At 66.4% G+C, this 11,755-nt stretch carries 14 protein-coding genes; 7 read left to right on the forward strand and 7 right to left on the reverse strand.

Annotated elements, in window-relative coordinates; genetic code table 11:
• Window positions 1-75 precede the first annotated feature (75 nt).
• Complete coding sequence (gene rocD / locus VEY12_12860; GenBank protein ID HYM41011.1) at window positions 76-1,281, forward strand: ornithine--oxo-acid transaminase; 1,206 nt, start codon at window positions 76-78, stop codon at window positions 1,279-1,281.
• Between the two features lie 15 nt (window positions 1,282-1,296).
• On the opposite strand, the gene VEY12_12865 is transcribed toward rocD, so the two are convergent.
• Complete coding sequence (locus VEY12_12865) at window positions 1,297-1,914, reverse strand: DUF998 domain-containing protein (protein HYM41012.1); 618 nt, start codon at window positions 1,912-1,914, stop codon at window positions 1,297-1,299.
• Window positions 1,915-2,021: 107 nt separating this feature from the next.
• On the opposite strand from VEY12_12865, the gene VEY12_12870 reads away from it, so the two are divergent.
• Window positions 2,022-2,501: a 50S ribosomal protein L11 gene (locus VEY12_12870; protein ID HYM41013.1), complete on the forward strand. Its 480-nt coding sequence runs from the start codon at window positions 2,022-2,024 to the stop codon at window positions 2,499-2,501.
• An 18-nt stretch (window positions 2,502-2,519) separates the two neighbouring features.
• Here VEY12_12870 and VEY12_12875 read toward each other — a convergent pair whose 3' ends face one another.
• Window positions 2,520-3,965 (reverse strand): trimethylamine methyltransferase family protein, encoded by a 1,446-nt coding sequence (locus tag VEY12_12875; protein HYM41014.1) that lies wholly within the window; start codon window positions 3,963-3,965, stop codon window positions 2,520-2,522.
• Between the two features lie 172 nt (window positions 3,966-4,137).
• Between VEY12_12875 and VEY12_12880 the strand changes: the two genes are divergently transcribed.
• Window positions 4,138-4,572, forward strand: coding sequence for an SRPBCC family protein (locus VEY12_12880; protein ID HYM41015.1), 435 nt, complete (start codon window positions 4,138-4,140; stop codon window positions 4,570-4,572).
• Between the two features lie 6 nt (window positions 4,573-4,578).
• On the opposite strand, the gene VEY12_12885 is transcribed toward VEY12_12880, so the two are convergent.
• The 5 genes from VEY12_12885 to VEY12_12905 all read right to left on the reverse strand — a co-directional run bounded on the left by VEY12_12885 (window position 4,579) and on the right by VEY12_12905 (window position 9,179).
• Window positions 4,579-5,073: a hypothetical protein gene (locus tag VEY12_12885; protein ID HYM41016.1), complete on the reverse strand. Its 495-nt coding sequence runs from the start codon at window positions 5,071-5,073 to the stop codon at window positions 4,579-4,581.
• A gap of 188 nt (window positions 5,074-5,261) precedes the next feature.
• Window positions 5,262-5,474, reverse strand: a complete 213-nt coding sequence (locus VEY12_12890) for a hypothetical protein (protein ID HYM41017.1) — start codon at window positions 5,472-5,474, stop codon at window positions 5,262-5,264.
• Between the two features lie 190 nt (window positions 5,475-5,664).
• Complete coding sequence (locus tag VEY12_12895) at window positions 5,665-6,993, reverse strand: kelch repeat-containing protein (GenBank protein ID HYM41018.1); 1,329 nt, start codon at window positions 6,991-6,993, stop codon at window positions 5,665-5,667.
• 89 nt (window positions 6,994-7,082) lie between these two features.
• A complete protein-coding gene (locus tag VEY12_12900; protein ID HYM41019.1) occupies window positions 7,083-7,898 on the reverse strand; it encodes a helix-turn-helix domain-containing protein in 816 nt (271 codons plus the stop codon).
• An 81-nt stretch (window positions 7,899-7,979) separates the two neighbouring features.
• Entirely contained in the window at window positions 7,980-9,179 is a 1,200-nt protein-coding gene (locus tag VEY12_12905; protein HYM41020.1) for a hypothetical protein, read from the reverse strand.
• 87 nt (window positions 9,180-9,266) lie between these two features.
• Between VEY12_12905 and VEY12_12910 the strand changes: the two genes are divergently transcribed.
• The 4 genes from VEY12_12910 to VEY12_12925 form a co-directional block, all read left to right on the forward strand.
• On the forward strand, window positions 9,267-9,494 hold the full coding sequence (locus VEY12_12910) for a hypothetical protein (protein ID HYM41021.1): 228 nt from the start codon (window positions 9,267-9,269) through the stop codon (window positions 9,492-9,494).
• 276 nt (window positions 9,495-9,770) lie between these two features.
• Window positions 9,771-10,619, forward strand: coding sequence for an ABC transporter ATP-binding protein (locus VEY12_12915; protein ID HYM41022.1), 849 nt, complete (start codon window positions 9,771-9,773; stop codon window positions 10,617-10,619).
• On the forward strand, window positions 10,619-11,320 hold the full coding sequence (locus VEY12_12920; protein HYM41023.1) for a hypothetical protein: 702 nt from the start codon (window positions 10,619-10,621) through the stop codon (window positions 11,318-11,320). Before VEY12_12915 ends, VEY12_12920 begins: the two co-directional genes overlap by 1 nt.
• Window positions 11,321-11,435: 115 nt before the next feature.
• A partial coding sequence (locus tag VEY12_12925; protein ID HYM41024.1) for a hypothetical protein occupies window positions 11,436-11,755 on the forward strand: 320 nt, incomplete at its 3' end.

The raw sequence follows: 11,755 nt of genomic DNA on the forward strand, positions 1-11,755 counted from the left end.
ATTCGGACGGGGTGGAATGGACATAATGCTTACGTCCCAGCGCGGTATGGCTTTGCAACAGACTCGGTGACGTTCATGGACGCGAAGTACTACATCGGACTGGACGAGACGTATGGCGCTCACAACTACCACCCGCTCCCCGTCGTCATCTCGAAGGCGAAGGGCGTCTGGGTGTGGGACGTCGAGGGCAAGAAGTACATCGACATGCTGAGCTCGTACTCGGCGATCAACCAGGGCCACCTGCACCCGCGAATCGTGAAGGCCGCGAAGGACCAGATGGACAAGGTCACGCTGACGTCGCGGGCCTTCTGCAACGACTGGATGGGGCCGTTCCTGAAGAAGCTCTGCGAGGTTGCGGGGATGGACGTCGCCCTGCCGATGAACACGGGCGCCGAGGCGGTCGAGACGTCGATCAAGGTCGCCCGGCGCTTCATGCACGAAACCAAGGGCATCCCCGAGGACGAGGGCGAGATCATCGTCATGGAGAACAACTTCCATGGGCGCACGACGACGATCATCAGCTTTTCGAGCGACCCTGACTCGAGGCGGGGCTTCGGGCCGTTCACGCCCGGCTTCGTCACGGTCCCGTACAACGATGTCCGCGCCGTCCAGAGGGCAGTCACTCCGAAGACGATCGGGATTCTCGTGGAGCCGATCCAAGGCGAGGCGGGCATCAACATCCCCTCGCCCGGCTACCTCAAGGAGCTGCGACGCATCTGTGACGAGCACAAGATCCTCCTCATCCTGGACGAGATCCAGACCGGGTGGGCCCGCACGGGCAAGATGTTCGCGTTCATGCACGAGGGTATCAAGCCCGACGTGCTCTGCGTGGGCAAGGCCCTTGGCGGCGGCCTCTATCCCGTGTCTGCGTCCCTGGCGCGCAAGGACATCATGGACGTCTTCACACCGGGCAGCCATGGGAGCACGTTCGGTGGCAATCCGCTGGCCGCCGCGATTGGCGAGGCCGCAATCGACGTCCTCGTCGAGGAGAAGCTCTCGGAGAACGCGGAGAAGATGGGTGCCTACTTCCGCAAACGCCTCGAGGAGATCCGGAACCCGAAGATCAGGGAGATCCGCCAGAAAGGCCTCCTGATCGGCGTGGAGTTCCACCTGGGCAAGGACGAGACCGTCCGGCCGATCTGCGAGAAGCTCATGGCGAAGGGCGTCCTCGCGAAGGACACGCACGAGAAGACCGTCCGCTTCGCGCCGCCCCTCGTGATCACGAAGGCGGACATCGACTGGGCCATCGAGCGCATCAAGCCCGTCTTTGAGGCCGCCTGAGGAAACACGGGGCGGTCACGCCCTCGCGAATCGAAAGATTCGCCAAGCGTTCCACGCGGCCCAGGCGAGCCCCGCGAAGACCGTGAGGTGCTCGAGGGCGTTCGAGAGAGCGCTCTCCGGGATGGGCGGCGTCGCGAGGCTCTCGACGAGGGCGGCCACGATGAACAGAAGGGCGAACCCGCTCGCGAGGACCGACAGGATCCCGGACATCTTCCCGTACCGCGGGCTCCGCCACATCGCGACCGCGTAGTGGCTGATGGCCATCATGAGGAGGATGAAGAAGAGCGCGGAGAAGAGGAAGTGGAGGTTGTAGGGCGAACCCTCGTGGAACACCCCCAGGAGAATCAAGAAGACCGCTGCGGCGCTCAGCAGAATGGTCCCGACCCGCCGCATCCACTTGCTCAGGCCCGTACCCACGGTCTCGGCGAAGGGGAGGAAGAAGAGGCCCGCGAGGATGCACGCGGAGTTGAACGCCCACGGAGCGGGAGCGCTTGGGTTGCCGAGGTCGCTGAGGCGTTCGGCCGTGATCGAATAGCCCGGAGTCGAGAGCGCCGCGATCAGGTAGAGGACGACCCAGACCACGACGGCAGCCCAGCCGAACAGGATGCCCGTCCGCGGATCGATCCGGACCACACGCGCCGCGATGGTCTCCGTCGGGTTAACCCTTGCCCCACGCCCACCGCGGGGCGAAACGTTTATGTCAGGCGGCTCGGTCAGGCCAGCCCACTGAGGTCCGTGTCATGGCCGAGAAACTCGACGTACTCGTCGACGGAGGCAAGGCCACGCCCGGCGCACCCCTAGGCCCCGCCCTCGGTCCCCTCGGCGTGAACATCGTCGAGATCATCAAGGCGATCAACGACAAGACGAAGGCGTTCGAGGGGATGAAGGTCCCCGTCACCCTGGTCGTCGACCCGAAGACGAAGGCGTACACGATCACGGTCGGCACCCCGCCGACGTCCGCGCTCATCATCAAGGAGCTGGGGATCGAGAAGGGCTCCGGCGACGCAGGCAAGACCCGCGTCGGCAACCTCACGCTGCCGCAGGCGGTCAAGATCGCCAAGATGAAGGCGGACGTGATGCAGGGGAAGGAGCTGAAGTCCCGCGTCCTCGAGGTTGTCGGCACGTGCGTATCCATGGGAGTGACCGTGGAGGGCAAGCCCGCGAAGGAGATGGCCCAGGCGATCAAGGCGGGCGTGCACGACGCGAAGCTCCGCGCCTGACGTCTGCCGCCCTCGGGCCTACAGAGTGGGCGTGGGAGTCCGGGCGTACTCCTTCAGCATCTCGTCACCCCTGCGTCGGACGTCGCGGTCCAGGGGCTCGACGGAATGCTCCCGCAGCGTCTTCCGGACGACGTCCCGCGCATCGGGGACCATACGGTCCGACATGGTCGCTCCGTATACGGCCGCCTTCTTGCTTCGGAAGTACAGCTGGCTCCGGAAGTTCTTGGCCGTGTGCGCCTGATTCAGGAACGAACCACCGGGCCCTACTTCGCGGATCACGTCGAGGGCCGCGGTCTTCTCGTCCACGGCGAAATTCCGAAGGAACGCGCGGTAGTCCTCCCACTGGACCGCATCGATGACCATCTGCTCCAGGGAGCAGCCCGCATCGAGGTCGAGGCCGCCGATTCCGGAGCAGAGGTCCGTCCCGGACATGGCCGTGAGCATGAGGGTGGCCAGCTCGCCGAACGGCACCCCCACGCCCGGTTTCGGCGCGTCGACTCCCAGGATGCCCGTCATCTTGGGCAGGCCGTAGCGCCGGGCCATCTGGGCCGCGGCCGCGAAGATCATGGGGGCCTCGGGTCCGCGGTACCCGATGTAGCCGCTCGCCATGTCCGCCATGGTCGCCTCGGAGCAGTAGATGTGGGGCGCGCCGGGCGCCGCCGTCTGCGTGATGACCAGGCTCGCGAGCGCCTCCGCGTTCAACGTGACGATCGTCCCGGCGAGGGTGACCGGTGCGGTCATCCCGCCCATGGCCATGGACATCCCGATGACCGGGATTCCGGCGCGCGCGTAATCGACCTGGGCCTCGACCGCGCCGGTCTCGAAGGACAGGGGAGCGATCGGACAGCTCAGGACGGAGAAGAGCGGATGCTTTCTCAGTTCCTCGGTCCCTCCTGTAGCGAGCGCCCCGAGCTCGATCTGCAGCTTTGCGTCGGCCACGCCGAGCGTCCCCGAGCCCGCGGAGCCGAGGACGTGCTTCGTCGTGTGGTTCAGGCACACCCAGAGCTCGTTCGCGAACTGCGCATGGGCCGGGACGTCCGACGTGGTCACGAGGGGCCAGACCGCATCGATGGGATCCAGGGCATCCGCAAGTCGTGCGATGTCCGCGAGGTCCTTTGTCGTGGCGAGTCGGGGCACGCCCGACTCCGGGTCCATGATGGACAGGGTGACGCCGCCCGTCGAGACGTAGGGTGCGCCCGTGACCGGAACGTGGAGATCGTGCCGCGAATCCCGCGCCCCGAGCACGAAGCACTTGGGCGCCGTGTGGACCGCGTCCAGGACCATGGACTCGGGGAAGGTCACGAGCTCCTTGCGGTCTCCCGGGAGCGCGCCGGCGGCCTCGAGCATGTGCCGCGTGCGGCCACTGTGAACCAAGAGCCCGACCGTCTCGAGGCACTCCAAGCTCGCCGCGTGGACGACGTCTTCTTCCGCCTTGTCGAGGAACCGGAGACCCAGGACCGCCATGGCACACCCTGCCGCTCAGGGTGGGTAGTGGTCGAACCGGCTTCATGCCTAGGTAAGAGGTGTAAGGACTCCCGGGTGAGGGAAGGGCCGCGAACGGTCTCGGACCGGCGGGGGTTCGGTCCTGCGGGACCTCGGGGGAACGCTTATAGCCGGCCCCCGTGTGCGGACGGCCATGGCGCTCGAGCTCAAGGCCGACCTGCCTGCCACCCCCGAGGAGGTCTTCTCGGTGCTCACGGATCCAAACCAAGCCCCGCAGTGGATGCCCGCGGTCCAGAAGGTGGAGCGCCTCGACGACCGCCCGTTCGGCGTCGGCACGTCGTGGCGGGAGACGCGGCGGGCGGGCAAGCGGACCATGGTGTCCACGATCCGCGTCGTGGCCTGCGACCGCGCCTCGACCCTCGGTCTGCGGGTGGAATCGGACGCCATGGAGGGCGACCTCCTGTTCCACCTGACCGCCACGGGGCCGGGGACCAACGTCCGCTACACCGCCCAGATGAAGGGCCGCGGCATGATGCGGCTCATGACCGGGACGATCAATCGGATGATGGCTCAGGAGGATGCTGATCTCCTTCAGCGTCTCGAAGCCCAGGTCGCAAAAACGCGCTGACGAGACTCAGTGATCCTCCGTCGTGTCGTACTTCTCCGACTCCGACCTCCAATCGTAGAATCTCCAGGAGTAGGGCCACCAGATTAGGCTCGCGATGAGCATCAACGCGGACCCAACCTCATTGAGGATGATGTACGTGGCCGACCAGGAATTGGCCTGGAGGGCGACCCCTTCCATCGAGATCCCGACGACGAACACCAGAAAGGCGACCGTCACGACATACTCATCCTTGGGGGGGCGCCTGTCATGGAAGGCCGCGTGGAGATCTGCGGGACCGCCCAGGTCTCGGATGCCCATGCGCGCACGCCTGCGCTTGTTATGACGGTGGCGCAGCTCCCCGTAGATGGCCGCGTCGACGAAGACCGCGACGGCGAGGCCGAGCGGTCCCAGCCAATAGGGAAGGGCGAACTGCAGGAAGAACAGGACGAGGATCCCCAGAGTGATCCCAGTCACGACGAGAGCAGCACGCAGTCGCTCCCGGAACCGCGGTCTTTGGGACACGTCCTCGTCATGCCTGTTTCGACGGAAAGAGGTTTCCGGGGAACCCCGCGCTACGCGTTCCGCGAGGCGCGTTCGAGATGGTGGTCTCGCTCACGCGGTTTGAAGCGAAGAAGGAAGGTCGGAAAGAAAAGGGAGACGGGTTCAAGGATCGCCACGCACTGGGACGACGGGCTCGTATCAAGGAAGCATCACGACTCCTTGATCGAGCGGCGCTCCAGTCCGAAGCCCCGACGTTCCGGATCGAAGATCCGGTTCGGGTATTCGGACGGAAGCACCTGGTGGCGCCGGAACAGTTCAAACTGGAGCACACCGGGCAGCTTCTCACCTCCCTTTTTCTGGTTCGCACTGACACAGAGCCCATCGATGGGGCCCAATGAGCTGGAGGACGCGGTGAAGACCACCAAGGATCCCGTCCCCTGGTAGGGCGTCGAATCCTTGGCATCCGCCCCTATTTCAAGTCTTGTCAGTGGCTGTTCGGAATGGACAAAGGCCCGGCAGGAAGGGCTATATGGATGCCGCTTTCTGGCCATCCGTTCCCGGGTTCCGCGGCTCGTCTCCCAGAGGCGGATGCCACGTCGGATCGTGGCGTCGCTACGGGGATCCGCGGGGCGGACCCCCGCGGTTTCGCCGCACGCTCCAGAGGGCCACGGCGGTGAACGCAACGGCCGCGACCACGACCACGCCGATCCCGATCCAAGCGACCACCGGGATTTCCGACGGATGGGTGGGCCTGCCGCCCCCCGAGATCCCGAGGGACGCGTAGGTCCACGTGTCGTTCAGGAACGTAGGCCCGCCGCCGCCGAACAGGATGGTCTGGGTGCGGACCGAGTCGTAGGTCATGCCCGGATAGCTCCGGACCGGCGGACTTACGGTGGGATGCTGGGCGGTCCAGAGATTGGTGGTCACATTGTACGACCACGTCTGATTCCCTGTTGCCCAACCCTGGCCGAACAGGATGAGGCGGTCCGCGAGGCTGTCGTAGACCATGGGAAGCGCAACCGCCGGCGGCGGGCTAGCGGCGGCACTTCGATTCGTCCACGTGTTCGCTCCGTAATCGTAGGACCACGTGTCGTTGGCCTCCGCGCAGGAGGGCCAGAGCCGGTCGCCGTTCGTGCAGCCTCCGAAGAGGAAGGTGCGGTCCGCCTTCAGGTCGTAGGCCATCGAGCCGCCGAATCGGCTCGGCGGCGACGCGGCGGGCGCAAGGCGGGTCCATGCGTCGTTCGCGTAGTCGTAGGACCAGGTCTCGTTGTTGCCGACGTCGAACATGTCCGGCGCGATCTCCCCGCCGCCGAAGAGGAGGACTCGGTCGGCCGCGACGTCGTACACGATACCGAAGTCGTGGCCGGCCAACGGAGTCGAGGTCGGGTGCATCGGGGTCCACGTGTTCGCGTCGGGGTCGTAGGCCCAGGTCGGTTTGGGCTGTCCGCCAGGATTGGAACTCGCGCCGAAGAGGATCACGCGGTTCGCTCGGGAATCGTAGACCATCGCCGCGGTTGCGAAGCACACGCTGCACCCGATCGTCGGGTGCGTCGAGGGAGTGCGGTTCGTCCACTGGTTTGCTGCTGGATCGTAGGACCACGTGTCGTTGAAGACGGTGCCAATGGGCGACGTGCTCCATCCCCCGAACAGAATGACCCGGCCCGAGCGAGAGTCGAAGGCGAGCAGGGGGTCCTGCCGCGGCGACGGTGCCGTGAGCGGGCTCAGTTTCGTCCAGGTGTTCGAAGCCCCGCTGGCCCGCGGTACCTGCGCCGCTGACGTGCTGCTCAGAGGAACAGTGGGCGGTGATGGGCCCGAGCTCGCAAGGAGCGCTGCCGCGACCAACGCCAGGGTGACTGCGAGGGCGAGAGCCGGGATCGACGGAGACCGCGGCCCGAGCCGTCGGACCGGGGCACGGTCGTCCACATCGAGGGCGTGTGGCATGGCACCCTCCGACGACGCTGCACATGCCCCCGAGGGTAGAAATAACTCGCGCAAGGACGCCGGAGTCATCCTTGCCCTCAGCTCCTGCTTCAACGCACCGGAGGGGTCGCGGTCTGCCGGATTTCTTCATCCCCCACGTGTTCGAGCATGGCCTCGAGCTGAATGCGGACGAAGTCCATGTCTCCGACCCAGAGGCCCTGGAGCTTGTCCCCCACGAGCTCGCCGTCGCGGTAGAACGAGTTCAGGATGAAGACCTCCTGGTCGCTCGGGAAGACATAGCTGTGGGCGAGCCGGGTCCGCGGCAGCGGCCGGCCGGGGAAGCGGAAGGCGACGCGCACATTCCGACCGAGGAGTGCGCCGAGCTCCGGGAGGTCCTTCTTGTTTCCCTCGTTCAGCACGACCCGGACCACGCGCCGCGAGCGGCTCAGGGCGTCGAAGACGAGTCGCAGGACCTCCGGGGCCACGGGAAAGGGAGAGACGCAGAGGATCTGGGTCGTGCTCGAGAGGACGATTTCCCGCAGCTTGCGGCCGATGCCCTCCGCCCCCTTGTAGATCCAGAGGTCCCCGTCCGTCTCGCGCGTCCGCGGTACGACCGTCTCGTGCAGGGATGCGACAAGCTCGGAGGCGGCGGAGAGGTCGTCCGTGCGCGCCTGCCGCGACTCCTCGGCGACGATCCGCGGGGCGCGGGCCCGGTAGCGGTTCGGGCGCTCCTGGGAGACCTCGATCCATCCCTTGGCCTGAAGGGACTGGAGGATGCGGTACACCGCGGGATACTGGACGGACAGGAGCGCGCTCACCTGCTGGGCGGTCGACACGCCGTTTCGCAGCAGGGCCAGATAGGCCCGCGACTCCTTCCCGGTGAGGCCGAGGGTCTCGAACGCCCTCGCCGCTTCCTCCTCGCGCATGGTCCGCCATGAGGCAGCGCGCTACAAAAGCCTTGGCGTCTTATCATCGTCTCGATGATAATGCTCGAGGACCGCGGGGCGTCACGCGGAATCCGCGGGCTCCGCATTTGCCGCGCGACGGGCGGCCGCCACGGCGGAAAGCGGTGGCGCCAGGGAAGGTTCCGCGGTGATTTTGACGGGCGCCTTGATCGGGGACGGGTTCGCGTCGGGAGGCAGGACGGGCATCGCGGACTCGTCGAGGACCCAGGACTGGCTCCGCGGCGTCCACGGCCAGGTCCACAGGACGTCTCGTACGGTCCGAAGGACGAGGTTCCACCACCCCACGACGTTGGGCCGCGGATTCTTTTGCAGGGCCATGACCATGTAGATGTTCGCGAGGCCCGTGAGGCTGAAGCGTCCCTCCTCGATCTGCTGGAGGGCCGTGGCCATCATGTCCCGGTACTCGGGCCGGAAGCTCTGGAGCTCGGGCCGTCGCAGGAGGGCGCGTGCGGTCTCCCGGGGATCGACCTGGATGCCTCGGGCCGCCGCGGGCTTCGCGGCCGGAGGTGCGGGACGTTGCCGCGCTGCGAGCCTCGTCCGCGTCCAGCGAAGCATGGCGACCACGGTCTTCTGGAACCGCTTGAGCCATCCCGTGAGCAGCCCCGCGATGAGCAGGTCGTCCGCGCCCGAGAGCGCATCCGAGCTGCCGTCCCAGCTCGCGATCGCCGCGCGATACTTCGCCTCGACTTCGGCGAGGGCGAGCCGCATGCGCCGCGCCATGCCGAGCGGGGTGCGTCCCTGGATCAGGACGGCCAGGTAGCCGTACGCGCCCTTGCAGATCAGGAGCCTGCGGTCCCCGAAGTCCATCTCCTTGAGGTTCGTCGCGGAGGCCTTGGAGAACGCGTCCTTCACGAAGGACTGGACCGCGGTGAGCATGCCGACCAGGACGTCGCGATCCTTCTCGGGCTTTAGGGTCTTCGAGAAGTGGACTAGGAGGAGGCCGCTGTCGTGCACGAGGAAGACCTCGTCCACGCCCCCGCGCGGGAGGACGAAGTAGCCGGCGGTGAACGCGATGGCCACGAGAAGCCCCGAGCCCACGGCCACGAGGGACAACGGGACGTCTGAGGCGGCAGCCGTCGATGCGTCCCAGGCCGATGGTGTCGCGGCCGCCAGGATACCGAGGTGGACGCCCGCACCGAGACCTGGGGAACCGGTGGCGAGGAGCTTGACTCCGGCGAGGAGTCCAAGCGCGATCGCTGGGAACGCACGCAACGTGAGTCGAGTCCGCTCCCCCACGGACATCGTGCCTCGACCATCGAGTCGCTTTATCAACGTTGAGTAGCGGTTATCGAATGTCCTTCGAGCCCAAGGTTCCTAATCCCGGCGCTCGTGTCGAAAAGTGGGTTCGGAAGAGCGAAATCGCGCTCGGCGGGGCAAACCGCCGGGGTCAACGCGCACGCGATCGTCTTCGATGCGGTATCCACGTTCGTCGTCCAGCCCTCCGCGGCCGGTGGCGTGGTCCCGCCCGTGCTCATTCTCCTGCTCCTCCTCGCCTTCCGCCACCGACTCTTCCTTGCGAAGACGCAGGTCGTCACACTCTCCGCGTCCCCAGCGTAGCGAGCTCCGATCTCCGCAGCCGCGCTGGCGCGGCGGCCCATCCGGACAGGGAACGTTTCTCCCTGCGGTGGCGGGATCCCGGCATGTCCCCACAGGACTCCTGTCCGGCCGGATCGCCATGAGCGGCTGGCTCACGCCATCGGGATCGGTGCGCCGGATTGGCCACGCAACGCCTCCCCGTTGACCGTCGTCGAGACCGTTGTGCCCGGGGATTCCCGTCCAAGGGTATTTGACCGCCAGCGGGCGTCTCCGCGAGCGGGCTGGGAGGTGTGAGTCATGCCATCCCTGACATTGACCGACGTGGACTCGGGCTACAACGGCATGGACGTGTTGCGGGGGATCAACCTCGCCGTCACGGAGCCGTCCATCTACGTGGTCCTGGGGCCCAACGGCGCGGGGAAGACCACCCTGCTCCGGACCATCGCGGGCATCCTGGAGCCGCACCGCGGCACCGTGTCCTTCGACGGTCAGAATGTGTTCGCCTCCCGGGAAACGCGGAAGCGGATGAGCTACCTCTCCCACCTGAACGCGCTCCCGGAAGAGATGACGGTCAGGGACGCGCTCGGCTTCTACGCGTCCATCGAGGGCGGCGACATCGCTCGGGTCATGGACACCCTGCAGCTGGGCCCCCTCGCGGAGATCAAGGTGACCAAGCTCTCCCAGGGACAGAAGAAGCGCGTGTCCATCGCGAAGACGCTCCTGAACGACCGCGACCTGTACCTCCTCGACGAGCCCACGAGCAACCTCGATCCGGCGATGGCCAAAGAGGTCCGCGACCTCCTCCTCGAGTTCAGCAAGCGCAAGATCGTCCTGTACTCCTCCCACAACCTGTTCGAGGCCAAGGAGATCGGCCGGTACCTCGTCTTGATCAAGGAGGGCTCGCTGCGCTTCTTCGACCGCATCGAGAACCTGCGACCCGCCTCGTACCGCGTGGGGATCAAGGCACGCGGCGACGTGTCCGCCGTGGTTGACGCAAAACTCGAGAACGGCTACTTCGTGCGGACGGTGACCTCTCCGGAGGAGGTCGGGGAGATCGTCAAGAAACTCGTCAACGCGGGCATCGTCGTCACAGAGGTCAAAGAGCTGGACAACCCGCTCGAGTCGTTGTTCACGGAGGGATCGTGATGTCCTTCAACGTGACGATCGCGAAGCGCGCGATGCGCCTGGGCATCCTGTACGTGGGCGCGTCCTTCTTCCTGGCCCTCCTGGGGATCATCCTGTCCGTCGTGAGTGGTCTTGTCCCGAACAATCTGAACACCGCGGGCTCTCCCGTGGATGTCCAGGCGTACCTGTCCCTGATCCCCGTGGCCCTCGTGAGCATCGCGGGGCTCATGGCGGCGGCGCCCGTGTCCCTGCTCTTCGTCCACGACAAGGACAACGGGACGCTGGAATACCTGCTGTCCATGGGGTTCGACCAGCGGGACGTGTTCCGCGCGTACCTGGCTGCCTCCCTGATCCTCGGGCTGCCCGCGATCGTCGTGGGCGGTGTGACCTCCGGGCTTGTTGCGTTGCTCCTCGGACGCGGCGTCGCGCTGGCCGCGACCGTGGTCGTCTGCTCTCTTGCCCTGGGCCCGGCGGTGGTGGCCTTGGTGACCGTCCTCATGTCCGCCTTCACCTCGCTGCAGCGGCAGCCCATGGGGATGAACCAGCCTCTCGGCATCGCGATCGGCGCGTTCGTACTCGTAGGCGCGATGTTGGCGCCGCTCGCGACGGGCTCTCTCGCGGTCGTCGTCGAGCTGATCATCTCGGCCGTCGTCGCGGCCGTCTCCTTGGGGCTGCTCGCGGCGACACCCCGGCTGATCCGGCGCGAGAAGATGCTCCCGTAGTCCTTGCCTTATCCGGTTTGCCCTTTTCTTCGCCCTAAATCGGAACTGAGAATTGGGGCACTACTTTCATATCCCGTGGCTCCCGATGAACGTGCAGTCCCGGAGAGGGAATGCGATGGACCTGGCGGCCTTGGGTTTCGAGATCGCGGTTGAGGGCAGCCTCGCGGTGACGGGTGCCCTTCTCCTGCTGACCTACGTGGCCTTCACCCGGATGAACCGGGACGTCCGGCGGGCGAGGCTCTTCATCATGGCGGACCGCGTGAAGCGGTTCCTCGGGGCGTTCACCTTCGGGTTCCTGCTCATCGCCATCGCCTCCATCATGACCATCGGGGGCCTCCCCACGGCCGCGACGGTCTTCGCGGTCGTCATCTTCCTCTTCCTTGCGGCCATCGTCTACGGCAGCCTGGAGCTCTTCCTGATCGTTCGCCCCCGCCC

It is taken from the genome of Thermoplasmata archaeon (genome assembly GCA_035632695.1).
In the GTDB taxonomy this organism is placed as follows: Archaea; Thermoplasmatota; Thermoplasmata; order RBG-16-68-12; family RBG-16-68-12; genus RBG-16-68-12.